Here is a 25037-nt window from a genome sequence, read left to right as displayed (position 1 = left end):
GGAAAAAGATCAGACCAGGAGAAGTTTACCAAAACATTTGTCAGTCGTGACTGCAAAATCCTCATGCGTCATTTGCTGTCGGCAAAGACGCCAACGGTCGGATAAGTCCCTGCATTACCGGGTTATCACTTTCATCTTTCAGTTGTACGCCGGATAAGCGACGTTGGAAAGCTTGTTCCAGCAACCAGGCCAGTTTGTAGGCTGCCTGAGGGTAATTCAACCCCTCTGGACGGATATTGGAAATGCAATTTCGCTCCGATTCCAGACGGCAGGTATTTGGATCCCAGGTCATATAAATGCTCAAACTGTCCGGCGATGACAGACCGGGCCGTTCTCCAATCAGTATTGCCACCATTCTCGCCTGCAAACACTCACCAATATCATCACCTAACGCCACCCGGGCCTGATGTGCCAATACAATCGGCGCCAACGTCAATTCCAGTTGTGCAACATAGGGCAACACAGCCTGAATCAACGGCAATGCCTGACGATGAACCGCCTTGGAAGACAGACCATCGCCCACCACCAGTAACAGATCGGCCGGTTTATCGGCAACAGCGAGTAATAGCTCACGACTATCCGACGACAAACGACGCCCAAGATCCGGGCGGCACAAATACTGTTCACGACGCTCTGCCGCGCTGTGTACCGTCAATGTTTTCAGCCCTTCCTCGTGCAGTGAATTCGCTAGCATTTCACTGTCAAAAGGCTGATGTACTGCATCCCTCGCTCGCGCATGAGCCAGACCGAACTTCAGTAGTTCATCGGTTGGCATACTGGCACCGGTACGTCCCAAGGCGATACGCGCGGCGGTGTATTCTCGTAATTCCTGCCATGGATTGGGATGAACTACCGGTTTCATACCTCCCCCTCAAGATAGGGTCGATGCTGCAATAATGGATGTTGGTGACTCGCATCTTGCAATCGTCCTTGCGCATCAATAATCTGCATTTGTGTCAGCCAGTCGCCAAATTCCGGGGCATGTTTCAGTCCCAGTAATTCACGGATATAAAGGGCATCATGAAAAGACGTGCTCTGATAATTGAGCATGATATCGTCCGCACCGGGTACGCCGATAAGGAAAGTAAGACCAGCCGTCGCCAGCAGAGTCAGTAAGGTGTCCATATCATCCTGATCGGCTTCGGCATGGTTGGTATAACAAACATCGCAGCCCAATGGCACACCCAGCAATTTGCCACAGAAATGATCCTCCAAACCGGCGCGGATAATCTGTTTACCATCATAAAGGTATTCAGGGCCAATAAACCCTACCACGGTATTCACCAGCAGCGGTGAATAGTGGCGAGCCACTGCATATGCCCGGGCCTCACAGGTTTGCTGATCAACGCCATGATGCGCATTGGCAGACAGGCAACTCCCCTGACCCGTTTCAAAATACATCACGTTGTTGCCCAGCGTGCCACGATTCAGGCTCAACGCCGCTTGATGTGCCTCTTCCAACATTGCCAGATTAAAGCCAAAGCTGGCATTGGTTGCTTGCGTTCCGGCTATCGACTGAAACACCAGATCCACCGGAACCCCGCGTTCAATCAACCGCAGTGTGTTGGTAACATGGGTCAATACACACGACTGGGTGGGAATCCCGAAATGGCTAATCACGTCATCCAGCATGTAGTTAAGCTTCTCCAACAGCGGCAAACTATCACTGGCGGGATTGATCCCCACGACAGCATCACCACAGCCATATAACAACCCATCTAACATACTGGCAGCGATACCTTTCAGATCATCAGTAGGATGATTCGGTTGTAGCCGTACACTGAGGTGTCCCGGCAAGCCGATGGTATTACGAAAACGGGTAACCACCCGACATTTCTTGGCTACCAGAATTAAATCCTGATTACGCATGATTTTACTGACCGCAGCCGCCATTTCTGGCGTGATGCCTGGGGCTGTTTTAGCAAGCAGCGCACTGTCAGTTTGTTCACTAAGCAACCAGTTGCGAAATTCGCCTACTGTCAGATGAGAGATCAATGCAAACGCCACACTATCGTGGCTGTCAATAATCAACCGGGTAACGTCGTCTTCCTCATAAGGAATCAATACCTGCTGTAAAAATGCGCGCAGAGGAACATCCGCCAGTGCAATGCGTGCTGCCATGCGCTCTTCCGCACTTTGTGTAGCAATACCAGCCAATGCATCACCAGAACGAAAAGGCGAGGCCTTGGCCATTAATTCCCGCAAATCCCTGAAGATATAACGGCGATGTCCTAACGTCGTCTGATACATATGTCCCCTGACATTCACTTCGACACAGTCAAATGCGGATCAAACACGGCCATCGCACGAGCCTGCGTGGTTAATCGGAACCAGCCATAGCCAAGCAGCATCATAGCGGTAAACACCAATGCCAGTAAGACATTATAATAGACCAGCGCGATCAGGCAGATACTGGCCATCACCAGTGCGAAGGCGGGTACGAATGGGAACAACGGTGCATGAAATGGACGGATCAAGTTTGGCTCACTGCGACGTAGCTTGAATAGCGACACCATGGAAATAATGTACATCACGATAGCACCGAATACTGACATGGTCACAATGTTGGCTGTCAACGGCTGACCACCAATCGTCACCAGAGAATCAGAAAAAATGGCAGCAATACCCACTATACCACCGGCAATAATGGCCCGGTTCGGCGTACGAAAACGCGGATGGACATTAGCCAGCATTTTAGGTAGATAACCCGCACGGGCTAAGGCAAAGATCTGACGGGAATATCCCATAATAATACCGTGGAATGACGCTATCAGCCCGAATAGCCCCAGCCATACCAACATATGCAGCCAACCACTACTGTTTCCCACCATCAACTTCATCGCCTGCGGCAATGGGTCATTGATGTTAGACAGCTGTTTCCAGTCGCCAACACCACCGGCAAACAACATTACCCCGATCGCCAGCAGTGTCAGCGTTAAAATGCCACCAATAAACGCGCGTGGAATGGTACGTTGTGGATCGTGCGCTTCCTCCGCCGCCATCGCCGCTCCCTCTATCGCCAGGAAAAACCAGATAGCAAAGGGAATGGCAGCAAAAATACCCGAAACGGCCACCGGGCTGAAGGTGTCCATTCCAGCCCATCCACCATGAGTAAAATGACTCCATTCAAATCCAGGGGCGACCACCCCCATAAATACCAACAGCTCAAAAATCGCCAACAGTGTCACTATCAGTTCAAATGTGGCCGCAATACCGACCCCCAGAATATTCAACCCCATAAAAACAAGATAAGCACTGACGGCTACCCATTTGGCCTCCAACGCTGGAAACTGCACATTCAGATAAGCACCGATGGCCATGGCAATCGCTGGTGGCGCGAAAACAAACTCAATCAAGGTTGCGAACCCGGCGATGAATCCGCCGGTAGGACCGAAGGCCCGATAAGCATAAGCAAAAGGCCCTCCGGCATGAGGAATAGACGTGGTTAACTCGGTAAAGCTGAAAATAAATGCGCAGTACATAGCAGCAATAGCCAGTGCTGTAATCAGAAAACCTAACGTTCCTGCCTGTGACCAACCATAACTCCAGCCAAAATACTCCCCAGATATCACCAGGCCGACGGCAATCCCCCAGAGATGGAAGCTACCTAATGTGCGTTTCAACCCTGTCGCTAATGGATGCTGTTGCATTCTCTTTTCCCCTTGGAAGCAATCATTGTTCAGGGAAGTGCAAAGGTTGTACCAGTTGCCAGATTAGTGTGAAATCGAAACACCGCTATACGTTAGCCATCATCTGCTTCATCCGACCATGGTCATGCTGCGCCATTCTGAATCAAATGCACTAGAACACAGCACTTTTTGCTCCATAAATGCGCACCCGAATTCGATCAAAAAATCATACCTCCCACTGATGTGACAATAGTCATTGCTGTATCATCATTTCAACCACTATGCTCCGCAGCCTGTGTCTTATGCGATTGAGCGCTATCAAAAGGAAACATATCGTCTCTATACCGTACTGAATAAACAATTACGGGAGACGCCATGGCTGGCCGGTGAAAACTACAGTATTGCTGATATGGCAACCTATCCCTGGGTCGTTTCTCATGAACGGCAGAATATTGCCTTGTCAGAATTTCAGGCAATAAAAGACTGGTTCGAACGCATCCGGGATCGCTCTGCCACTCAACGTGCTTATAAGCTCGCAGAACAGTAATTAATTCCCACTATTCCAGTACATTGACCCACGATAAATTCTGGTATGGTAAATAAAAGGTCATGCCAGTAATACTATCGGAGCCGCTATGCTGCAACATTACGCTAATGCTGTTATTCGTATAAAAAATCTGCGATTACGCACTTTTATTGGTATCAAGGAAGAGGAAATCAATAATAAACAGGACATTGTCATCAACATTGTGATCCATTACCCGGCGGATAAGGCGCGAAACAGCGAAAATATCACCGATGCCTTGAATTATCGCACCATCACAAAAAAAGTGATTCATCATGTAGAGGGAAACCGTTTCTCACTGCTGGAGAAACTAACGCAGGATATACTTAATATTATCTGCGAGCACGAATGGGTGACTTATGCAGAAGTCGAGGTCGATAAACTGTTTGCTCTGCGTTATGCCGATTCCGTCTCTATGACCATGAGCTATCACAAGATATAGCTGGCTCTCTGGTATGCCACGCGGAAGATGATTCAGATGTGTATTTTAGAATCGATGCATACACTCAGTATCCAGGAACCGCAGTAAGTACTATCTACCACAAGCATGGCAACCGTAGTCTATTGGGATAAGCACTAAGCGAGGCCATATATGCAGCTATTAATCACCGGTGGCACCGGCCTTATCGGTCGTCATTTGATTCAGCGATTACTGTCACTTTCCCACAGCATTACCGTATTGACTCGCAATCCTGAACAAGCCCGTCGGCTGTTGGGTAATCAAGTGGATTACTGGCCTACGTTGCGGAATCAAACGTCCCTTGATGGTTTTAACGGCGTTATCAATCTGGCAGGTGAGCCTATTGCTGATAAACGCTGGACAGCTATCCAGAAAGATCGGCTATGTCACAGCCGTTGGGAAATAACCGAGCAACTGGCGCAACTGATCAAAAACAGCGATACACCACCAGCAGTGTTTATTTCAGGTTCCGCAGTCGGATATTACGGCGACCAAGGACAAGCGCTGGTAACAGAAGACGAGACGCCTCATGATGAGTTTACCTATCGACTATGCTCTCATTGGGAAACACTGGCACAAGCTGCTGAAAGCGATAAAACGCGAGTATGTCTGCTACGTACTGGCGTAGTGCTTTCCACCAAAGGGGGGGCGCTGGCCAAGATGCTGCCGTTATTTCGTCTGGGTTTGGGGGGACCAATAGGCACTGGCAAACAGTATCTGCCATGGATACATATCGACGATATGGTCAATGGTATTCTTTACCTGCTGGATAATCCAATCCTGAGTGGCCCATTCAACATGGTTTCCCCCTATCCAGTCCGTAATGAGAAATTCTCCGCCATGCTGGCCAATGTGCTGGATCGCCCAGGCTTTTTGCGCATGCCTGGTTGGGTGTTGAAGCTCATAATGGGAGAAGCGGCAACGTTGGCGCTAGGTGGACAACGCGCTATTCCCTATCGGCTGGAACAAGCAGGATTCGGTTTCCGGTTCTTTGAATTGGAAGAAGCGTTGAATGATCTGATTAAAAACGCGGGCTGACACCGGCCCAACCCGACATGATACTTAACACTATACCGGCCTGAACAAATGTTTAGGTTATGGTTGATGACAAAAACATCTTAATCTTGTCATGCCCACAAAATCGCGTGAGCTATCTGTAATTTAATGCATTGATTATAAATATATTCCCGATTTCTCGGGAGTATATTTATTGAGGAAGAAAAGCGCGGTCAGCCGTCTGAGCCTGAATGGATATTCAGGCTATTTCAGTGCACCAGATAGAAACTGCTGTAAACGCGGACTCTGCGGGTTACCAAAGACCTGCTCTGGTGGCCCTTGTTCTTCAATAACCCCCTGATGCAGGAAAATAACGTGGCTGGAAACATGGCGTGCAAATTCCATTTCATGGGTAACTACCACCATGGTTTTTCCCTCCTCGGCCAGTTGTTGCATGATACGCAGAACTTCACCTACCAGTTCAGGATCCAGCGCGGAAGTCGGCTCATCAAAGAGCAAGACTTCCGGTTCCATTGCTAACGCACGGGCAATTGATACACGTTGCTGTTGGCCACCGGAGAGATCCGCCGGATATTTATCCTGTGCCACACCAGTTATACCGACCTTATCAAGATAAAATATCGCCCGCTCACGGGCTTCAGCTTTACTCAGCCCTAACACCTGTACCGGCGCTTCAATAACGTTCTCCCGAGCTGTCATAAAGCTCCACAGATTAAAGTGCTGGAACACCATCGTCAGCCGGGTACGCAACAATTGAAGCTGTTTTTTATCAAACACTTTCAATTGACCATCTTTGTCCCGCACCATGTGAATTTCCTGGCCGCCCACATGGATAGAACCTTCATACGGTTTTTCCAAAAAATTAATACAACGTAGCAAGGTGCTTTTACCTGATCCCGACGATCCGATAATTGAAATAACGTCCCCCGCTTTAGCCTGCAATGAAATACCTTTAAGCACTTCATGTTGGCCATAACGTTTACGTAATTCCGTCACCATCAGCTTATTATTCTGCATGCTATATTCCTGCATATCTAATGAGATGAACGGGTATGGAGGTGCCGTAACCAGCGTTGCTCTGCCTTTCTGAACAAGGAGATCAGCACAAATGAAATCGACAGATACATGACGGCGGCAATGCCAAAAGCATAAAACGGCTTATAAGTCGCCGCGTTAATATCGCGTGCAACCTTGAGGATATCCGGCACAGTAACGGTAAATGCCAGCGCAGTAGAATGCAGCATCAAGATCACTTCATTGCTATAGGCAGGAAGTGCAATACGCAGTGCGCTTGGCAAAATAATGCAACTATACTGCCTGAAACGGGAAAATCCATAGGCTCTGGCTGCCTCAACTTCACCATGAGGAACAGAACGGATCGCACCAGCAAAAATTTCGGTAGTATAGGCGCACGTATTAAGCGACAGTGAAAGGATGGCGCAATTCAGGCCACTACGAAAAAAAGCATTCAGTAAATCCGTGCCACGGATTATTTCCAGACTGTAGACACCGGAATAAAAAATCAATAATTGTACGTAGAGCGGTGTTCCCCGGAAAATATAGGTAAATAACCACACCGGCAGGGAAAAGCGACGCCGGGGAGAAACCCGGGCAACGGCCAGTGGAATCGCCATCAAGCCACCAATCACGACCGAAATAATCAGCAGCCAAAGTGTCATGGCAAGACCAGTAAAGTGATAGCCATCACTCCATAACAAAGGCCGCCAGTATTGTTGCAGGATCTCACTCATAATTAACTTTCCTGACTCCTGCAGAATAACGGCGTTCCAGCCACCACAGCACCCCGTTAGACAAGGTAGTAAAAATCAGATACATCACACCCGCGACAATGGCGAAAAAGAAAGGTTGATGAGCACTCTTACCCGCTAACTGAGTCGCCTTAATCACATCGCTCAACCCCAGTAGAGAAACCAGAGCAGTTGCTTTCAAAATAACCTGCCAGTTATTGCCAATACCCGGCAAAGCAAAACGCATCATCGAGGGAAACATGATGCGCCTGAACACCTGTGACGGAGAGAAACCAAAAGCGACTGCGGCCTCGATTTGTCCGCGTGGCACCGCCAGATACGCTCCACGAAATGTTTCGGTAAAATAAGCGCCATAAATGAACCCTAACGTGATAATCCCCGCTGATAACGGATCGATATCGATCTGTGAAAGGCCAACCGCGTCAGTCAGATTGTTCAGTATTATTTGCAGTCCATAAAAAATGAGCAACATCAGCACCAGATCAGGGATGCCGCGAATCAAGGTGGTATAGCCAGAAAAGCAGATCGACAATAGCCGATTAGAAGATAACTTGGCACCCGCACCGATTAAACCAATCGCCAACGCCAGTAACAACGAGCATATCGCCAGTTGCAGCGTCATGTACGCGCCTTCCAGTATTAATTCGGAATAACCATACAACATCACGTATATCCGTTCAGTAAAAACCATCTTCTGCCTGCCAGAGCAGGCAGAAGTTAATCACGGAAGGGTTAACCGCCGTATACGTCAAAGTCGAAATATTTTTTCGCCAATTTGCTGTAAGTACCGTCTTTACGCATAGATTCAAAAGCTTTATTCAGCGCGGCTTTCAGCTCGGTTTCATTTTTACGCAGCCCCATACCGGTGCCCACGCCAAAAAATTTGTTATCTTTCACTGCCGGACCGGCAAAAGCATAGTCTTTACCCATATCCTGCTTGAGGAAACCCTCGCTCCCCGCCACTTCATCTTGGAAGGCGGCATCAATACGACCGTCAATCAGGTCAGAGTAAATCAAGTCCTGATTCTGGTAAGCCACAACATTAACCCCTTTCGGCTGCCAGTTGGCATTGGCGTAAGCTTCCTGGGTTGACGCTTGCAATACACCGACCCGTTTTCCACGCAATGATTCCACCGTCGGCTGAATATTGGCGCCTTTTTTAGCAATCAGACGAGCATTGGCGGCATACAGTTTATCGGTAAAGGCGATCTCTTTCTGACGTTTTTCAGTGATAGACAGAGAGGAAATAATGGCATCAATTTTTTTCGCTTTCAGCGACGGAATCAACGCATCAAAGTCACTTTCGACAAAGGTACATTTAACCGCCATACGCTTACACATCTCTTTCGCCAGATCGATGTCAAATCCTACCAGTTCACCGCTAGCGTTTTTAGATTCAAACGGTGCATACGTTGGATCAGTACCGATTTTTATATCTTTTGGTATTTCCGCAAGGGCACTGCTCGTTGCGAATACCAACGCTAAAGGCAAAAGTTTAAACAGATTTTTCATAAAGTTACCCTTATCAATAAATGGTTGAACGCCGAAGCTATTCATTGAATCAAAACGCTTTTTTAGTCGATAATGCCATTGTATTTACTATGTGTGTGTTTGCTACAGCATGGCAATGCACTTTCCGTGCCATAATAAATACCAGTAACAAAGGGAAATAATATGGCCACTACTGTACTAATCAATCAATGTAATCAATTAATTAGGCAGCTCTCCACCTACGTTTCATTCGCCATATTTTCGGATAAAAAAGCATGAATAGAGATCACATTGCACCAAATTAGATCACATTACTGCATCATAATAGTGCACTGTAGTAAACTAGGGCAAAATAGTTACATGCGCGGTGTTCAGCCGTTAATCATGAAAAGGCGCTTCCGGAGATAAATTTCACTATAAAATAAATGATTACGTACCTTGCCAGCGAGTAAACAGATCTTGTGACAACCTAATATCAAACTGGTCAAGAACCCGGTTGACTGTTTGATCGATGATATCTTGCACAGTTTGTGGGCGATGATAAAACGCTGGGACAGGTGGCATGATGATAGCCCCCAGCTCTGCAACGGCATTCAGCAGGCGTAAATGACCTAAATGCAATGGCGTTTCCCGCACACACAACACCAGTGAACGCCGCTCTTTCAGCATTACATCCGCCGCACGGGTGAGCAAACTATCCGTATAACTGTGGGCAATTCCGGAAAGGGTTTTGATCGAGCAAGGTAAAATAACCATGCCCGCAGTTTTAAATGATCCAGAAGAAATGCTGGCGGCGATATCACGTGAATCATGCACCACATCTGCCAGCGCTTGTACGTCCTTCACATTCAAATCGGTTTCCAGCGACAGCGTTTGTCGTGCCGCCTGACTCATGATCAAATGGGTTTCTATCCCATCCACCGACTGCAAAACCTGCAATAAACGTATACCGTAAATTACCCCACTGGCACCGGAAATACCGATGATGAGTCGTTTCATAAGATGACCTCTGACATACCACATCTGGATACGGTGAAATGATCTGCGCTGACTTTGCCGCATCAGCCAGTGATTGGCAAGAATAACAATGATAAAGGGGAGTCCGCATCAGCGTCTCCCCTTTTGATGTGTCACAACTCTCTGGTTTTACCCTTCGTTATGCATTTCCAGGTCTTCCACTTCGCTCTGACTACGCAATGCTTGAGCATCATCGTTGCGCAGCACTTCCAGATAATCCAGATAACCTTGATCCACATCTTTGGTCACATAAATGCCATTAAATACGGAACACTCAAACTGGACAATGTCAGGATTATCTTCACGTACCGCGTCAATCAAATCGTCAAGATCCTGGAAAATAAGAGCATCGGCACCAATAATCTGCCGAATCTCTTCTACTTCGCGGCCGTGCGCAATCAGCTCATTCGCGCTGGGCATATCGATACCGTAGACGTTCGGGAAACGGATTTCCGGTGCCGCCGAGGCCAGATAAACTCGTTTAGCACCCGCTTCACGCGCCATTTCCACTATCTGTTGCGACGTAGTACCACGCACGATAGAGTCATCCACCAGCAGTACATTTTTATCACGGAATTCAGCCCGGTTGGCATTCAGTTTACGCCGCACCGATTTTATGCGCGTCTGCTGCCCAGGCATGATAAACGTGCGGCCAACATAACGGTTTTTCACAAACCCCTGACGATAAGGTCTGTTGATAATGCGAGCGATTTCCAGTGCGATATCGCAAGACGTTTCCGGAATCGGGATAACCACATCAATATCCAGGTCTTCCCAATTACGGGCAATCTTTTCACCCAATTTCTGCCCCATGCGTACACGGGCGCTATAAACTGAAATCTTGTCAATAAACGAGTCGGGACGTGCGAAATAGACATATTCAAACAGACAAGGGTTGCTCTTCGGATTCTCCGCGCACTGCCGGGTAAACAGTTGCCCTTTTTCCGTAATGTAAATCGCTTCGCCTGGTGCAACATCACGTAAAAATTCAAAGCCCAGCGTATCTAACGCCACGCTCTCGGATGCAACCATATATTCGTTATGTCCGTCTTCCAGTGTGCGCTTACCAATCACCAGAGGGCGGATACCGTTCGGATCGCGGAATGCGACCATACCGTGGCCAATAATCATGCTGACACAAGCGTAGGCGCCGCGAATTTGCTGCTGCATTGAGGCAACAGCGGCAAAAATATTATCAGCCTCCAGCGGATAATGCTGAAAACGGTCCAGCTCTTTAGCAAAGATATTGAGCAGGATTTCAGAATCAGAGGTGGTATTCACATGCCGGCGACCTTGCTCGAACAACTGTTTACGCAGTTCGTGAGCATTGGTCAGATTACCGTTGTGTGCCAGTGTGATACCAAAAGGGGAATTGACATAAAAAGGCTGGGCTTCAGAAGCACTGGAGCTGCCGGCTGTTGGATAACGCACATGACCCAGCCCCATGTTACCCTGTAATCGCTGCATGTGCCGTGCTTCAAACACATCTTTTACCAGGCCGTTGGCCTTACGCAGGCGAAAACAATTAAAGGCATCAATGGTGACGATGCCTGCGGCATCCTGTCCACGATGCTGTAACACCGTTAATGCGTCATAAATCGACTGGTTGACCGGTGTAAAACCGGCGATACCGACAATACCGCACATGTTGTCTTTTCCTCATCAGCGCTACCGTGGCTAAATGTGCCGCGGCAAGAAACTCGACGTGCTTTGCAGATAGTCAAAAAACCACCTGATTATATAACTGAACTGCGGAATTAACTGAGACTGCTTCCAGTCGGCACTCTGTGAAAAACCAGTGAAGGTATCCAAAAAGAACAGCAGAGCAGAGACGATCAACACACCACGCAGGGCACCAAAACAGATCCCCAGAACACGATCAGTGCCTGACAGCCCGGTACGTTCAACCAGCGAACCGATCACATAGTTGACAATAGCACCCACAATCAACGTCGCAATAAACAGAATGGTAATGGCGATGCCGTTACGCACCAATTCATCATTAAACCGCGTGAAATACACCGCAAGGTACACATAATAATGGCTTGCGATGAAAAACGCGCATCCCCAGGTAACCAACGACAACGCTTCACGTATAAACCCGCGGACAAGACTGACCAGAGCCGAAAATCCGATAATACCGATAATGACGTAATCAACCCAAACCATGAACTATCCTAATAATGAACAATAACTATCGACAGCACCGCTCATCCTGTTCGCGGCGCATTCTAACAGAAAAAGAAAACGTTTGCGTAGCGGATTTCCCTGTCATTAATTCAATAAATGCACAAATAAAAAAATCGTCGAATGTCCATAGAGATACCCGCACGAAAATTTTATTACCCGCTGTAATATCCGGGTACGCCTGCAACAGCAACACCGATCATTTGATTCAATACAGCAAAATAAAACCGGCAAAAGGTAAGGTCATTTTACCCCTTCCGTTGCCACTCTAACGTGCGCTGTACGTTTTTATCTGACCATTCAATCCACTGAGTTGTTTCAGTTCATGTAATGATGATTGCAGTTTCTCTTTTGATACATCCGGACCTACATAGATTCGCGTAATCTGTCCGGCTACCGGTACAGAAGGCGTGGTATAGGCCCGATAACCGGACAGACGCAATTTAGCGATAATCTCATTCACTTTGTCTGAATTTTTCAGAGCACCCAGTTGAACGACAAATGCCTGACCTGCTGGCGCCGTCTGCTCTTGCGTTGATGTCTCCGGTTTCCCTTCAGCCCGTTTTAACACCTCTTTCGATTTAGTTTCCGATTTTGGCTTTATCTCTGGCTTGGGTTCAGGTTTAACAACAACGGGCGGTGCTACAGCTACCGGCACAGACTGCGTTTCCGAGTGTGAAACACGCTTCGTAGATCCATCGTCTTCTTTCGCTGTCGGTGCCGTCATGGTCGAACCGTCATTCTTATCCTGCATCGCAGCTTCGGCACCTTCCGGCGGCTGAGTCGGCAATAACTGATTAATTGACGGCATAGACTCTGCCTCCACGGCATCACCCGGTTTGGGCACCAGCGGAATAGCCGCGAACTCATCTTCGTAATGTTTTTTCTTACCGTCCAGCAGTCCAGGCAGGACAATGACACCCAATGCGACCAGGATAATGGTTCCCACCAGGCGATTCTGGAATTTACTCGCCATGCATTCTGCTCCCGTCAAGCGCTTCCATAACATGCGCTACTGTATGGAAAGAACCACAAACGATAACGATATCCTGTTCGAGCGCCTCTTGCATAGCCTGTCGCCATGCGGACACCACATCCGGATATTGCCGGCAAGTGTCAAGATACCGGGCCAGTTCATCGGCACTGGCACCTCGCGGGCCCTCCAGCGGAGCGCAATACCACTCATCCACCAGCGGCTTCAAATGTGCCAACGTGCCCGGAATATCCTTATCTGCCAGCATCCCCATTACTGCGCGGATCTTACCTCTCCGCGGTAATGCAGACAGACGGCTGGCCAAATAAGCGGCCGCATGAGGATTATGCGCCACATCCAGAATCAGCAGTGGTTTTTCGTTCACAATCTGAAAACGTCCCGGCAAAGTTGCCTGCTGCAGGCCATGTCGAATTGCAGATTCATCTACGTCTAACGGAGAATAATACAGCGCGGCCAGTGCAGTAGCGGCATTTGGCAGCGGCACATGCGGTAGCGGCAGTTCGGTTAACTGATGCGACGCGTTTTCCCAACACCAACTGGCTGATTGAGAGACAAAACGCCACTCGTTACCCCGACGATACAGTACGGCCCCTTTTTCTTCCGCAACAACAGCGATCGATGCCGGCATATCCGGCTCACCTACCACGGCGGGTTTACCACGACGGAAGATACCGGCTTTCTCCCGGCCGATACTTTCCCGGTCATTTCCCAACCAATCGGTGTGATCAAGTGCAATACTGGTCACTACGGACACATCAGCATCAACAATATTGGTTGCGTCCAAGCGCCCTCCCAGACCAACTTCAAGGATGACCACATCCAGTTGCGCCTGTTTGAAGAGTTGCAATGCCGCCAGCGTACCAAATTCAAAATAAGTTAAAGAAACACGATCCCGGCCAGCGTTGATATCCGCAAAAGCCTGGCAGTGCGCCGCTTCAGGTAGTTCTTTGCCTTGAATGCGGACCCGCTCGGTATAACGCAACAAATGAGGAGAGCTATAAACCCCTACCCGCTTCCCGGCGGCCAGCAGGATTGATTCCAACGTACAGCAGGTTGTCCCTTTACCATTGGTTCCAGCGACCGTGAATACGACGCTGGCAGGCTGTAAGAGTTGGAGATTTTCGGCAACCTGTTTGACACGCTCCAGTCCCAGTTCAATGGGCTGGGCATGCAGATGCTCAAGATAATGAAGCCACGTGGCCAAAGGCGACGTGGCTTGTGGTATTTGAAGATTATCCATGAGTCCCGTTCACTGACTTACGGTTCATTGACACAGAACACGGAGAAACACAGTAGTGCTCGCGCATCCTGTTCATCATTTTAATCAGGCTTCATCCTGAGATTCGGTAGTGGCAACATGCTGGTGTTCAGCAATGTCCTCCGGCTCGGGATGGTTAGTCAATTTGGCAAGGAGAGTCGCCAGTTTATAGCGCATCTCGGGACGGCGAATGATCATATCAATCGCGCCTTTTTCCAACAGAAATTCACTGCGCTGAAAGCCTGGTGGCAACTTTTCACGTACCGTCTGCTCAATAACACGTGGTCCGGCAAAACCAATCAATGCTTTCGGCTCAGCAATATTCAGATCACCGAGCATCGCCAGACTAGCTGACACCCCACCCATGGTGGGATCAGTCAGGACTGAAATATACGGCAGTCCACGTTCACGCATTTTGGCTAACGCGGCGCTGGTTTTCGCCATTTGCATCAGCGACATCAGCGCTTCCTGCATACGGGCACCACCACTGGCGGAGAAACACACCAGCGGACAGTTATCTTCCAGCGATTGCTCAACAGCCCGCACAAACCGTGCACCGACGACCGAAGCCATGGAACCGCCCATAAACGAAAACTCAAAGGATGCCACTACCACTGGCATATCATAAAGCGTCCCCTTCATGACCACCATGGCGTCTTTTTCATCGGATTGCTTCTGTGCAGCAACCAGACGATCCTTGTACTTTTTGGAGTCTCTAAACTTCAGTACATCTCTGGGTTCCAGTTCGCTACCTAACTCAATCGCACCTTCTTTATCAAGGAAGGCGCTGAGACGGGCACGGGCGGACAGACGCATATGGTGGTCACATTTAGGACACACGCCCAGATTACGTTCCAGTTCAGCGCGGTAAAGTACCTGCCCGCAACTATCACATTTAGTCCAAACCCCTTCGGGGATGTTCGCCTTGCGGGTTGGTGTGATATTACTTTTGTTAAGAATTCGTTCAATCCAGCTCATTGATAACCTTTCTGCTTGAACCTGGCGTACGCCAGTACGCTGCTTATGCGCTACCATTCCATGGTAACGCAGCCGAAAAAGCGATGCCTGAACACCTGAAAGAACAGGAGTAGGCATTAACACTCATAGCTGTCCACATAAACATAGCCATAAATGCCGCTCATTAAAGCATAACGACGCCGATCTGTGGATAAAAAACTGGTCAAACCGGGCGTTAAAATAATTTTCCACTTATTTCCTACTACTGTGTATCGTAGCTCTTTTATGACGCCAGAACTCAATCATACCGGGCAGAATAGAGATGAAGATGATTGCCACAATCAGCAGTTTCAGATTTTTCTGCACGAAGGGTAAATCACCGAACAGATAGCCCGTATAGGAAAATAGTAATACCCACAGTAATGCGCCTACCACGTTGTAAGCGGCAAAGTACCGGTAACTCATGCGCCCCATTCCCGCCACAAACGGCGCAAATGTTCTCACAATCGGTACAAAGCGCGCCAGAATAATTGTTTTCCCGCCATGACGAACATAAAACTGATGCGTTTTGTCCAGATAGCGGCGACGGAAAATCTTTGAATCAGGATTGCGGAACAGTTTCTCACCAAACAACCATCCGATGGCATAATTCACCGCATCCCCCAAAATAGCTGCGATCACCAGTAAAACAACAATCAGATGAATATCCAGTGCATTTGATGGCAACGCCGCCAGCGCACCAGCGACAAAGAGCAAGGAGTCCCCCGGCAGGAAGGGAATAACAACCAGCCCGGTTTCACAGAATAAAATAATGAACAAAATGGCATAGACCCAAACGCCATACTGCGTTACCAATTCCGCCAAATGGACATCAATGTGCAAGATAAAATCGATAACAAACCGTACAAATTCCATCATATTGGATATCTCTCCGCGCAACAGCGCACTCCGTTCCCGAATAAACCAGAATCAGTCATCAGCCAGAAATAATGGCCCCATGGCCAGTTTGGGAAGACCAAAACTCGCCGGGTAATCAACCATCACCAAATAAAGTCCCTCCGCTTTGGCGGTAGCAGCTGCCAACGAACGATCTTTGGCCGCCAGCAGATCGGCAATCCAGCCTTCCGGCTGGTTTTCGCATCCCACTTCCATCAGGCTGCCGACAATATTGCGCACCATATGATGCACAAAGGCATTGGCTTTGATATCTACCACAATATAGTCACCATAACGCGTGACCTTTAGATGCTTGACATTCCGCCACGGCGTACGGGACTGACATTGCATCGCGCGAAACGAGGTAAAATCATGTTCCCCTAACAGACACTGCCCCGCTCGTTCCATACGTTCCGCATCCAGTGGCAGGTAAAAATGTGTGATACCGCGAGACAAGATAGCCGGCCGATAGCGGTGATTATAGATGACATAACGGTAACGGCGGGCGGTAGCACTAAAACGGGCATGAAAATCATCGTCCACGGTTTTAACCCAACGAACCGCGATATCAGGCGGTAAATTCGCATTGACGCCCATGGTCCAGGCGGCATCTTTACGCACTGCATGCGTTGTAAAATGGACAACTTGTCCCGTCGCATGAACGCCGGCATCCGTCCGACCAGCACAGAAAACAGTAATCGGTTCGTTGGCGACTTGTGATAACGCACGTTCAAGATAACCTTGTACACTTTCTACGTCTGCCTGACGCTGCCAGCCACAATAGCGGCTGCCGTCATACTCGATTCCCAGGGCAATCTTCAGTGATACCGCCCCTTCATCAACCTGCAACTCGGTCATTACCCCAGATACTCCTCAACCAGACGTTCAGCAGTTTCTATCGCCATCAGAGCACCACCAAAGCGGATATTATCCGCCACCGACCAGAATTGCAGCAGTTCTGCTACGCCATAATCATTACGCAGACAACCAATACTGAGATGAATATTGCCAGAAGCATCTTCCACCTGAGTGGGGTAATCCTGATCCTCACTAAGCACAATATCGTCAGCCTGATTCAGTTCATCACGAGCCTCTTCTGCCGATAATGGACGTAATGCCTCAAGATGAACGACCTGAGCATGACCATAGAACACCGGTGACTGAATACAGTTCACCGAAATCGGCAAACCATCATCCTGCAACACCTTCCTCACTTGATCTACCAGTTGACGTTCTTCTCTTACACTTCCTTCATTATCTGGTAGTAATGGCAATAGGTTGAATGCCAGTTGTTTCGGGAAAATGCCCGGTTCTGGCGGAATACCATTGAGCAAGCGAGCACTTTGCCCGGCCAGATCGTCCACGGCAGCTTTACCATGCGCCGACACTGATAACAGATTGGTCACATGCAAGCGGGAAAGTCCGGCCTGTTCTGTCAGTGGTTTAATGGCCCTCAGCAACTGACTGGTCAGACTGCTTGCCACCGCCACGATATTACGATTACGGTAATCAGCCAGCACCTGCGAATTAACACCCGGCACCACCAGTGGAATATCCGGTTCCTGCGCGAACAGGCCACTGCTGTCAATAACCAGGCATCCAGCATTCCCCGCTTCGTCAGCATAGAGGGAACTGGCCTCCTGTCCGGCGACAAAGAAAGCCAGTTGCGCTTGTGACCAATCAAAGTCTGCGACATTTTCAACCGGTCTGGAGCGACCATTGAACCGTATAACTTCCCCCGCACTGCGTTCACTGGCCAGCGGATACAGCTCACCCACTGGAAATTCACGTTCCTGCAATAACTCCAGCAACGCAGAGCTTACTGCGCCCGTCGCGCCAAGCACCGCTATATTCCAGCCATTGGACATGTGGTTCTTCTCCCCCAACCTTTTTATAAAACACCTCAGGCGGTGAAGACACCGCCTGAAAAAACGAATTCGTTGATAAACTAATGACTAGCGTTCACCCTGGACCACAGCATTGAATCCTAACTGCTTCAACAGTTCTGCACTGCCCTGGTCAACGCAAATGACATGCAGTGACGACCACTCCCGACGTTCCTGATAGAATTTGCGTAACCGATCAAAACCACCGGGAATAGGTGCCGCCTGACGCAACAATGCATCATCGTGGCGGACATCATACACCAGATGCACCAGCCGTTTTAACAGCCGTTCATCCAGCGAGGCGGTTAACGTGATTTCAGTAAACTCCGGTGCCGGTAATAAGGATGACAATGCCACCTGCTGTGGTTGGCCGATAAAACGGCTCCAGGCCTCAAATACCTGGGTTGTACCGCGCGCTTTGCCTTCCAATGTATAGCCAGCGATATGGGCAGTACCGATATCGACCAGACTTAATAGTTCCGTTGATAACTCGGGCTCAGGTTCCCAGACATCCAGCACTACGCTAAGTTTTTTCCCCTGTTTGAGCACATTGAGCAGGGCGGCATTATCTACCACCGGGCCACGGCAGGCATTGATCAGAATAGTGCCGTCTCTCAGTGAATCAAGCAGTGTCGCATCCACGTTATGCCAGGTTTTATACGGACCGTCTTTAAACAACGGGACATGGAAAGTCAGAATATCCGCCTGCCCCGCCACCTGCTCCAGCGACAGGAAGTCCTCGTTGTCACCACGTTCGGCACGCGGCGGATCGCATAGCAGAGTCCGGACGCCAAAAGCCTTGAGTCGGGCATGAAGACGAGACCCCACATTCCCTACACCAATAATACCGACACAGCGATCTTTCAGACTGAATCCATCACGTTCCGCCAGCATCAACAAGGCAGAAAAAACGTACTCCACCACTGCAATGGCATTACAACCAGGGGCCGCAGAAAAAGCAATGCCCTGCTGCTGAAGGAAATCCTCATCAACATGGTCAGTTCCCGCCGTAGCCGTACCAACAAATTTGATCGTTTTCCCTGCCAACAGACTGGCATTGACCTTCGTGACCGAGCGAACCATCAGAGCATCAGCGCCATTCAGCGCCTCAACCGGAATCGGCCTTCCCGGCACGGTAATAACATCACCCAGTCGGCTGAACAGCTCACGGGCATAAGGCATATTTTCATCAACGAGGATTTTCACGTTATATTTCCTGATTTACGTCTGGCGACAAACGCGCGGTTCCAGTGAAAGCAAGGGGGGTTATTTTGCCACAAACTACTGTAAGGGAATACCGGCAGCGCGGGAATACACCTTGTCGACGTGCTACATGGCAGAGCGATGGTTCAGGCAGATGGGCGCTTTTTGAACTGCACTCGAACCAGCAGCCCCCCCAGCTCAGCGCCCTGAGAAAGCTCGGCACGCGTCCCGTGCCAGGCGGTAATGTCCTTGACCAGCGCCAGTCCCAATCCCGTACCCGGCAGTCCTGCGCCACTGTCAAGACGGTGAAACGGCATCATCGCCTGTGCCCGGTCAGTTTCAGCGATTCCGGGACCACTGTCTTCGATCTCAAGTTGTTGGCCGATGACCCTGGCCGTTACCACACCGCCATATGGTGTATATTTCAACGCATTATCCAATAAATTGGCGCACAATTCTGTCAGCAATAACGGCTCACCGCATATCAGACAAGACACCGCGCCTTCATACCCCAAATCAATGCATTTACTGCGCGCCTGTGGCAAACGGGAAAAACAGGTTTCACGTACCAGCTCGGCTAAATTCACCGTCTGCCATGTCTGTTCCCTATTATCGTACGCCCGCAAACGTGACAGTTGTAATAAGCGATCGGTTAACTGGATAGTGCTGTCCAGCGTTTGTTTCATCCCCGCCAGACTCTCACGCCACAATTCTGGTTGAGGGCTGGATAACGCAACCGAAACTTGGGTTTTCAGTACAGCGAGGGGGGTTCGTAACTGATGAGCAGCATCCGCGCTGAACCGTTCTTGACGAGAAACCATGTTGCTTAGGCGCTCGATATAACGATTGAAAGCCAGAATCAACGGTTGGGTTTCCGACCAGGGTAAAATGGGCGGCAATGGCGTTAAATCGCCGGGATCACGCCGCAACATCAGACTGGAAAGACGACGCAGCGGTTGCAGCAGTTTTTTCAACAGAAAAATAGCCAGGATCACCGTGATCAAAACCAAAGCACCCTGACTGATAATAGCGGTAATCAGTAACTGACGGGCAAAATCCTGTCGGGAAGACAACGTTTCCGCCACCAGAATCAGCGCCATGCCGTCTACACTATCTTCATTGACCGGTTGCCAAAGCGCGGCAATTCGAATATCCCGACCACGATACTGCGCATCATAGAAATGTACCAATGCCGGATAAAGCGTCGATAATGGTGTATTGGGTGGCAAAGGCGGTAGGTCATCATAGCCGGAAAGCGTTTCCCCGTTGGTAGACAACACCTGGTAATAGAGATGATCGTTCATGTTACGCTCAAAACTATCAAGCACTACCCAGGGAACATCTACTACCAGGTGACCCTGCCGCACGGTCAGACGCTCTGCAACCGTCCGTGCAGAAGCCAGCAACATGCGATCATAAGCCTGCGTGGCCGCCGCTACCGCATTATGGTAATGCGTCCATACCGATAGCGCCCACAACAGCAGCATCGGCATGCCGAGATATAAAATCAGTTGACCACGTAATGAGTCAGTCAGACGCATTCTGGCACTCAAGACTGTATCCCAGCCCCCGCAATGTCACGATAACCACATTACTGCCCGCCAGTTTTTTACGCACACGGTGGACATAAAGATCGATACTTTCCGGATTGGCATCATCGGTCAGCGTAAATACCTGGTCGTAAACATGTTGGCGGGAAACCGGACGACCACACCGTTGCATTAACGTATTCAGTACCGCCAATTCCCGTGGCGTTAATGTCAGAGGTTTGCCCTGTAGCAAAAAATACCCCTCGTCATGCCAACTCAAGTCACCAAAATGTTGCACTTCCTGCATCTGCCCGCGACTGCGCCGCAGTAAAGCCCGCAGTCGGGCTTCCAATTCCTCCAGTTCAAACGGTTTGGTGAGGTAATCATCCGCCCCTGAATTCAACCCCTTGACGCGATCAGCCACGCCGGAGCGTGCCGTAAGCAACAGCACTGGCAGGCTCTGACCACGTTTTCTGATCCGAGCCAACAATTCCAGCCCGTTCATCCGCGGCAAAGAGACATCCAGTACAACCAGTGCATAACATTCGTTCTGCAACAGATGATCTGCTGACAGCCCATCGCCGACCAGATCTACCGCGAACCCGGCACCACTGAGTGCTTTCTGCAACCAGTGCGCCAGTTCCGGATGATCCTCGACAAGTAAAATACGCATTACAAACAACCTATTGTGAAAAACTATTCTGGTTAAAAATCGTTGTCATCAAAAAATTGCCTTATCAGTCATTCGTATTTCAGACACCATTTATTTACCACATCACCGAGGCAATAATGACCATTGATGGGAAGACGGACACAACAAAAGTTTCAATTTGCGAACCAACATCCAGCATTCCATTAACACTTTCATCTATTCCTGTCGCCTCTATCACCTGTTTTAAGCGATGTAAATCACATCAGTGAAACTTTTATAGCGATTGAAAGGTAACTGAAAGGTTACATCCGTAACAATTCAACAACCGACCGTTCCCGTGACAGGGATGCACCAACAGCATAAATATGAGGAGTCATCATGAAAAAATACCTCTGCCTTACCCTTACCGCCTCTACTCTACTGTTTGCAGTACCCATAGTTCAGGCGGCAGACACGCCATCACGTACCGAATGTATTGCGCCAGCCAAACCTGGCGGTGGATTTGATCTCACCTGTAAACTGCTGCAAGTGACATTGCAGGAAACCAAACTGATAGACAGTCCGATGCGCGTCACTTATATGCCCGGCGGCGTGGGGGCAGTAGCCTATAACACCATCATTGCACAGCGTCCGAATGAGCCAGGTACCGTGGTAGCGTTTTCAGGTGGTTCACTGCTTAATCTTTCGCAGGGAAAATTCGGCCGCTATACCGTTGATGATGTGAAATGGCTGGCAGCCGTGGGGACCGACTATGGCATGGTGGCCGTCCGCGCCGATTCGCCTTACAAAAATCTGAAAGATCTACTCAATGCCATGCAGAAAAACCCCGATCAGGTGGTTATCGGTGCAGGCGCCTCCATCGGCAGTCAGGATTGGATGAAAAGTGCGTTGCTGGCACGCTATGCCGGTATCGACCCACGAAAAATGCGCTATGTCGCTTTTGAAGGTGGTGGTGAACCACTGACCGCCATGCTCGGTGGACATGTTCAGGTGGTTTCTGGCGATATGAGTGAAATGGTTCCCCATTTGAAAAGTGGGAAAATCCGTGTGTTGGCCGTATTTTCCAATAACCGTCTACCCGGTCAGTTAGCCAATATTCCAACGGCCAAAGAGCAGGGTTATGACCTGGTATGGCCGGTCATTCGCGGCTTTTACCTCGGTCCGAAAGTCAGTGATACTACCTACCAGTGGTGGGAAACGATTTTCAAAAAAATGGCCGCCAGCGACGAGTTCAAGAAACAACGCGATATGCGTGGTCTGTTTGAATTCAATATGACGGGTAAAGACCTGGATGCCTATGTCAAAAGACAGGTCGTCGACTATCACGAGCAAGCAAAAGACTTTGGTCTGGCAAAATAATGGAGGTTGCCATGAGTGACCGTTTATTCGCAGGCATTTGGTTGTTGCTCTGTCTCGCTGGACTATATATCGGCTGGGGAATTCAGAGTGAATACAGTTACGAACCTGTAGGACCACGTCCTTTTCCTATCGGCATTCTGCTGTTGATGTCCATATGTGCCATTTTTATGCTGATACGGAAATCGGATACGGTGTCATGGCCGCATTACACGTTGTTAAAACGCCTTCTGACCCTGATTGTCGCCCTGTTTGTTTACGCCTGGTGGTTTGAGCGGCTGGGGTTTCCACTGGACACCGCCCTGCTGGCATTTTGCATTGGCATGTTATTTGGCGCCACCTGGTGGGCCGCTGCAATATCTGGATGTGTCATGGGCGTTTTTCTGTTCTACGCCTTCGATAGACTACTTGATGTCACGCTGCCGATTGGCAGCGTATTCAGCTAAGGGGAGATAAATACAATGGAAACCTGGTATTTTCTGATGCAAGGATTTGCGGTAGCCATGACGCCGGAAAACCTGGTCATTGCCCTGATTGGCTGTTTTATCGGTACTGTGGTAGGTTTGCTTCCCGGTTTGGGCCCAATCAACGGCGTCGCTATCCTGATGCCCTTAGCCTTTGCATTGAAACTGCCTGCCGAGTCAGCATTAATCCTACTGGCAACAGTTTACATTGGCTGTGAATATGGTGGCCGTATTTCATCTATCCTGCTTAATGTGCCTGGTGATGCAGGTGCCATCATGACAGCATTGGATGGCTATCCATTGGCACAGCAAGGCAAGGCGGGTATCGCACTTTCGATTTCCGCTGTCAGTTCCTTTATTGGCTCCACTATCGCCATTCTCGGCATTATTCTGTTTGCACCATTATTGGCTAACTGGGCACTGGCCTTCGGTCCGGCGGAGTATTTTGCCCTGATGGTGTTCGCTATTGCGTGTCTGGGCAGCATGATGAGTCAAAATCCGCTGAAGTCATTTCTGGCGGCATTGATAGGGTTGAGCCTGGCCACCGTAGGGGTGGATGCCAATACCGGTGTATATCGTTTCACCTTTGATAACGTACATCTTTCCGATGGTATCCAGTTCGTCGTCGTGGTCATCGGCCTGTTCTCCGTGAGTGAAATTCTGCTGATGCTGGAAAGCACCAGTGGCGGACAAAAAGCGGTAAAACACACCGGCCGCATGCTATTTAACGCCAAAGAAGCCATGCAGTGCGCCGGCCCGACGATTCGTTCTTCTCTAATGGGATTTTTTATCGGCGTACTGCCTGGCGCGGGCGCCACCATTGCCAGCGCTATCGCCTGGATGACCGAGAAAAAACTCAGCGGCAATAGCGACACCTTCGGCAAAGGTGATATTCGCGGTATCGCCGCGCCTGAAGCAGCAAATAACGCCTCGGCCTGCGGTTCATTTATTCCCATGCTGACACTGGGTATCCCTGGTTCTGGCACCACCGCTGTCATGGTAGGAGCACTGACGCTATATAACATTACGCCCGGCCCGGCCATGTTTACCGAGCAACCAGATATCGTCTGGGGACTGATTGCCGCCTTACTGATTGGTAACCTGATACTGCTGATCATGAACATTCCGATGATCGGCCTGTTCACCCGCATGCTGAACGTTCCTATGTCACTTCTGGTTCCGGCCATTGCCGCCATTTCTGCTGTGGGTGTTTATGCCGTTCACAGTACGACGTTCGATCTGATGCTAATGGTGGGATTGGGCGTATTTGGCTATATTCTACGCAAAATGCATTTCCCTATGTCACCACTGATTCTCGGCTTTGTTCTGGGGGACATGTTGGAGCAAAATCTGCGTCGTGCTCTGTCCATCAGTAATGGCGGGTTAGCCATTCTGTGGGACAGCACTATCAGCAAAAGCCTGCTGATACTGGCTATCGCCGTGCTGATTCTGCCAGTTGTGCTGAAAGTCTGGCGCAAATACCATCATCGCACGTCATCAGTAGAACCGATATAACGTACTCCCCTCGTTAAACAACAACATATCGTCACGGAGATAGCGGAACTGCCTCCGTGGCATCATCAGTTATTAGAGATGCTGTAGACATAATATTACGGTGGCAACAGGTTTCACTCCGGTTACACCGCCTTTTCGCAGAGGTCTCCATT

The 25037-nt window shown here is 49.4% G+C and carries 24 protein-coding genes and 1 pseudogene; 6 read left to right on the top strand and 19 right to left on the bottom strand.

All coding sequences use genetic code 11. The features are described from left to right. Window positions 1–61: 61 nt before the first annotated feature. Genes eutC through eat form a run of 3 tightly spaced genes read right to left on the bottom strand, consistent with a single transcriptional unit; the run spans window position 62 to window position 3650 of the window. Complete coding sequence (gene eutC, locus RS889_RS07770) at window positions 62–862, bottom strand: ethanolamine ammonia-lyase subunit EutC (RefSeq protein ID WP_021016652.1); 801 nt, start codon at window positions 860–862, stop codon at window positions 62–64. Further along, window positions 859–2250, bottom strand: coding sequence for an ethanolamine ammonia-lyase subunit EutB (locus tag RS889_RS07765; RefSeq protein ID WP_021016653.1), 1392 nt, complete (start codon window positions 2248–2250; stop codon window positions 859–861). The genes eutC and RS889_RS07765 overlap by 4 nt, the downstream gene beginning before the upstream one ends. A gap of 14 nt (window positions 2251–2264) precedes the next feature. Then, window positions 2265–3650, bottom strand: a complete 1386-nt coding sequence (gene eat / locus RS889_RS07760) for an ethanolamine permease (RefSeq protein ID WP_315710106.1) — start codon at window positions 3648–3650, stop codon at window positions 2265–2267. A gap of 244 nt (window positions 3651–3894) precedes the next feature. On the opposite strand from eat, the pseudogene RS889_RS07755 reads away from it, so the two are divergent. The 3 genes and pseudogenes from RS889_RS07755 to RS889_RS07745 form a co-directional block, all read left to right on the top strand. After that, window positions 3895–4176: pseudogene (locus RS889_RS07755) on the top strand (glutathione binding-like protein); the annotation flags it as partial. 88 nt (window positions 4177–4264) lie between these two features. Continuing rightward, window positions 4265–4636: a dihydroneopterin triphosphate 2'-epimerase gene (gene folX, locus RS889_RS07750; RefSeq protein ID WP_021016656.1), complete on the top strand. Its 372-nt coding sequence runs from the start codon at window positions 4265–4267 to the stop codon at window positions 4634–4636. Window positions 4637–4786: 150 nt separating this feature from the next. Further along, window positions 4787–5692, top strand: a complete 906-nt coding sequence (locus tag RS889_RS07745; protein WP_315710104.1) for a TIGR01777 family oxidoreductase — start codon at window positions 4787–4789, stop codon at window positions 5690–5692. Window positions 5693–5914: 222 nt separating this feature from the next. Here RS889_RS07745 and hisP read toward each other — a convergent pair whose 3' ends face one another. The 16 genes from hisP to tctD form a co-directional block, all read right to left on the bottom strand. Continuing rightward, entirely contained in the window at window positions 5915–6688 is a 774-nt protein-coding gene (gene hisP, locus RS889_RS07740; RefSeq protein ID WP_021016658.1) for a histidine ABC transporter ATP-binding protein HisP, read from the bottom strand. A 17-nt stretch (window positions 6689–6705) separates the two neighbouring features. Next, window positions 6706–7422, bottom strand: a complete 717-nt coding sequence (locus RS889_RS07735) for an ABC transporter permease (protein ID WP_021016659.1) — start codon at window positions 7420–7422, stop codon at window positions 6706–6708. Next, a complete protein-coding gene (locus tag RS889_RS07730; protein WP_037381883.1) occupies window positions 7415–8104 on the bottom strand; it encodes a histidine ABC transporter permease HisQ in 690 nt (229 codons plus the stop codon). The genes RS889_RS07735 and RS889_RS07730 overlap by 8 nt, the downstream gene beginning before the upstream one ends. Before the next feature lie 68 nt (window positions 8105–8172). Continuing rightward, on the bottom strand, window positions 8173–8952 hold the full coding sequence (locus RS889_RS07725; RefSeq protein ID WP_315710103.1) for a lysine/arginine/ornithine ABC transporter substrate-binding protein: 780 nt from the start codon (window positions 8950–8952) through the stop codon (window positions 8173–8175). A 408-nt stretch (window positions 8953–9360) separates the two neighbouring features. Further along, window positions 9361–9930 (bottom strand): UbiX family flavin prenyltransferase, encoded by a 570-nt coding sequence (locus tag RS889_RS07720; RefSeq protein ID WP_290179826.1) that lies wholly within the window; start codon window positions 9928–9930, stop codon window positions 9361–9363. A 147-nt stretch (window positions 9931–10077) separates the two neighbouring features. Then, window positions 10078–11595 carry an amidophosphoribosyltransferase gene (purF, locus tag RS889_RS07715; RefSeq protein ID WP_290179827.1) on the bottom strand — a complete coding sequence of 506 codons (1518 nt, stop codon included), beginning with the start codon at window positions 11593–11595 and terminating at the stop codon, window positions 10078–10080. Between the two features lie 30 nt (window positions 11596–11625). Beyond that, window positions 11626–12117 carry a colicin V production protein gene (gene cvpA / locus RS889_RS07710; protein ID WP_315710100.1) on the bottom strand — a complete coding sequence of 164 codons (492 nt, stop codon included), beginning with the start codon at window positions 12115–12117 and terminating at the stop codon, window positions 11626–11628. A gap of 286 nt (window positions 12118–12403) precedes the next feature. Next, window positions 12404–13111 (bottom strand): cell division protein DedD, encoded by a 708-nt coding sequence (gene dedD / locus RS889_RS07705; RefSeq protein WP_315710098.1) that lies wholly within the window; start codon window positions 13109–13111, stop codon window positions 12404–12406. Further along, on the bottom strand, window positions 13101–14369 hold the full coding sequence (gene folC, locus RS889_RS07700; RefSeq protein WP_315710097.1) for a bifunctional tetrahydrofolate synthase/dihydrofolate synthase: 1269 nt from the start codon (window positions 14367–14369) through the stop codon (window positions 13101–13103). Before folC ends, dedD begins: the two co-directional genes overlap by 11 nt. Window positions 14370–14453: 84 nt before the next feature. Continuing rightward, window positions 14454–15365 carry an acetyl-CoA carboxylase, carboxyltransferase subunit beta gene (gene accD, locus RS889_RS07695; protein ID WP_315710952.1) on the bottom strand — a complete coding sequence of 304 codons (912 nt, stop codon included), beginning with the start codon at window positions 15363–15365 and terminating at the stop codon, window positions 14454–14456. A 231-nt stretch (window positions 15366–15596) separates the two neighbouring features. Continuing rightward, entirely contained in the window at window positions 15597–16259 is a 663-nt protein-coding gene (locus RS889_RS07690; RefSeq protein ID WP_037382169.1) for a DedA family protein, read from the bottom strand. Between the two features lie 54 nt (window positions 16260–16313). Beyond that, window positions 16314–17138, bottom strand: a complete 825-nt coding sequence (gene truA, locus RS889_RS07685; protein WP_021016669.1) for a tRNA pseudouridine(38-40) synthase TruA — start codon at window positions 17136–17138, stop codon at window positions 16314–16316. Beyond that, on the bottom strand, window positions 17138–18148 hold the full coding sequence (locus RS889_RS07680) for an aspartate-semialdehyde dehydrogenase (protein ID WP_315710095.1): 1011 nt from the start codon (window positions 18146–18148) through the stop codon (window positions 17138–17140). The genes truA and RS889_RS07680 overlap by 1 nt, the downstream gene beginning before the upstream one ends. Before the next feature lie 87 nt (window positions 18149–18235). Then, window positions 18236–19372, bottom strand: a complete 1137-nt coding sequence (gene pdxB, locus RS889_RS07675; protein WP_315710094.1) for a 4-phosphoerythronate dehydrogenase PdxB — start codon at window positions 19370–19372, stop codon at window positions 18236–18238. A 143-nt stretch (window positions 19373–19515) separates the two neighbouring features. Beyond that, a complete protein-coding gene (locus RS889_RS07670) occupies window positions 19516–20910 on the bottom strand; it encodes a sensor histidine kinase (RefSeq protein WP_315710093.1) in 1395 nt (464 codons plus the stop codon). Then, on the bottom strand, window positions 20897–21571 hold the full coding sequence (gene tctD / locus RS889_RS07665) for a transcriptional regulator TctD (protein WP_021016673.1): 675 nt from the start codon (window positions 21569–21571) through the stop codon (window positions 20897–20899). The genes RS889_RS07670 and tctD overlap by 14 nt, the downstream gene beginning before the upstream one ends. Before the next feature lie 357 nt (window positions 21572–21928). Here tctD and RS889_RS07660 point away from each other — a divergent pair, with 357 nt between their 5' ends. From RS889_RS07660 to RS889_RS07650, 3 genes are read left to right on the top strand one after another with little or no spacing between them, the layout of a single operon-like run. Then, complete coding sequence (locus RS889_RS07660) at window positions 21929–22909, top strand: Bug family tripartite tricarboxylate transporter substrate binding protein (RefSeq protein ID WP_315710092.1); 981 nt, start codon at window positions 21929–21931, stop codon at window positions 22907–22909. An 11-nt stretch (window positions 22910–22920) separates the two neighbouring features. After that, window positions 22921–23352: a tripartite tricarboxylate transporter TctB family protein gene (locus tag RS889_RS07655; RefSeq protein WP_315710091.1), complete on the top strand. Its 432-nt coding sequence runs from the start codon at window positions 22921–22923 to the stop codon at window positions 23350–23352. A gap of 15 nt (window positions 23353–23367) precedes the next feature. Next, window positions 23368–24885 (top strand): tripartite tricarboxylate transporter permease, encoded by a 1518-nt coding sequence (locus tag RS889_RS07650; RefSeq protein WP_021016676.1) that lies wholly within the window; start codon window positions 23368–23370, stop codon window positions 24883–24885. Window positions 24886–25037 lie beyond the last annotated feature (152 nt).

This window comes from Brenneria uluponensis (assembly GCF_032395385.1).
Lineage (GTDB): Bacteria > Pseudomonadota > Gammaproteobacteria > Enterobacterales > Enterobacteriaceae > Prodigiosinella > Prodigiosinella aquatilis.
Note: the sequence above shows the minus strand (reverse complement) of the source record. Positions and strands in the feature narration are given on the sequence as shown.

What these genes read in the sequence shown, in the direction of transcription:
- RS889_RS07765 (WP_021016653.1), bottom strand. Translation starts at nt 2,250, where the DNA reads ATGTATCAGACGACGTTAGGACATCGCCGTTATATCTTCAGGGATTTG.
- eat (WP_315710106.1), bottom strand. Translation starts at nt 3,650, where the DNA reads ATGCAACAGCATCCATTAGCGACAGGGTTGAAACGCACATTAGGTAGC.
- RS889_RS07660 (WP_315710092.1), top strand. Translation starts at nt 21,929, where the DNA reads ATGAAAAAATACCTCTGCCTTACCCTTACCGCCTCTACTCTACTGTTT.
- RS889_RS07745 (WP_315710104.1), top strand. Translation starts at nt 4,787, where the DNA reads ATGCAGCTATTAATCACCGGTGGCACCGGCCTTATCGGTCGTCATTTG.
- RS889_RS07655 (WP_315710091.1), top strand. Translation starts at nt 22,921, where the DNA reads ATGAGTGACCGTTTATTCGCAGGCATTTGGTTGTTGCTCTGTCTCGCT.
- RS889_RS07725 (WP_315710103.1), bottom strand. Translation starts at nt 8,952, where the DNA reads ATGAAAAATCTGTTTAAACTTTTGCCTTTAGCGTTGGTATTCGCAACG.
- RS889_RS07650 (WP_021016676.1), top strand. Translation starts at nt 23,368, where the DNA reads ATGGAAACCTGGTATTTTCTGATGCAAGGATTTGCGGTAGCCATGACG.
- RS889_RS07680 (WP_315710095.1), bottom strand. Translation starts at nt 18,148, where the DNA reads ATGTCCAATGGCTGGAATATAGCGGTGCTTGGCGCGACGGGCGCAGTA.
- RS889_RS07735 (WP_021016659.1), bottom strand. Translation starts at nt 7,422, where the DNA reads ATGAGTGAGATCCTGCAACAATACTGGCGGCCTTTGTTATGGAGTGAT.
- eutC (WP_021016652.1), bottom strand. Translation starts at nt 862, where the DNA reads ATGAAACCGGTAGTTCATCCCAATCCATGGCAGGAATTACGAGAATAC.
- hisP (WP_021016658.1), bottom strand. Translation starts at nt 6,688, where the DNA reads ATGCAGAATAATAAGCTGATGGTGACGGAATTACGTAAACGTTATGGC.
- RS889_RS07690 (WP_037382169.1), bottom strand. Translation starts at nt 16,259, where the DNA reads ATGGAATTTGTACGGTTTGTTATCGATTTTATCTTGCACATTGATGTC.
- truA (WP_021016669.1), bottom strand. Translation starts at nt 17,138, where the DNA reads ATGACCGAGTTGCAGGTTGATGAAGGGGCGGTATCACTGAAGATTGCC.
- accD (WP_315710952.1), bottom strand. Translation starts at nt 15,365, where the DNA reads ATGAGCTGGATTGAACGAATTCTTAACAAAAGTAATATCACACCAACC.
- cvpA (WP_315710100.1), bottom strand. Translation starts at nt 12,117, where the DNA reads ATGGTTTGGGTTGATTACGTCATTATCGGTATTATCGGATTTTCGGCT.
- RS889_RS07720 (WP_290179826.1), bottom strand. Translation starts at nt 9,930, where the DNA reads ATGAAACGACTCATCATCGGTATTTCCGGTGCCAGTGGGGTAATTTAC.
- purF (WP_290179827.1), bottom strand. Translation starts at nt 11,595, where the DNA reads ATGTGCGGTATTGTCGGTATCGCCGGTTTTACACCGGTCAACCAGTCG.
- folX (WP_021016656.1), top strand. Translation starts at nt 4,265, where the DNA reads ATGCTGCAACATTACGCTAATGCTGTTATTCGTATAAAAAATCTGCGA.
- tctD (WP_021016673.1), bottom strand. Translation starts at nt 21,571, where the DNA reads ATGCGTATTTTACTTGTCGAGGATCATCCGGAACTGGCGCACTGGTTG.
- RS889_RS07730 (WP_037381883.1), bottom strand. Translation starts at nt 8,104, where the DNA reads ATGTTGTATGGTTATTCCGAATTAATACTGGAAGGCGCGTACATGACG.
- folC (WP_315710097.1), bottom strand. Translation starts at nt 14,369, where the DNA reads ATGGATAATCTTCAAATACCACAAGCCACGTCGCCTTTGGCCACGTGG.
- dedD (WP_315710098.1), bottom strand. Translation starts at nt 13,111, where the DNA reads ATGGCGAGTAAATTCCAGAATCGCCTGGTGGGAACCATTATCCTGGTC.
- RS889_RS07670 (WP_315710093.1), bottom strand. Translation starts at nt 20,910, where the DNA reads ATGCGTCTGACTGACTCATTACGTGGTCAACTGATTTTATATCTCGGC.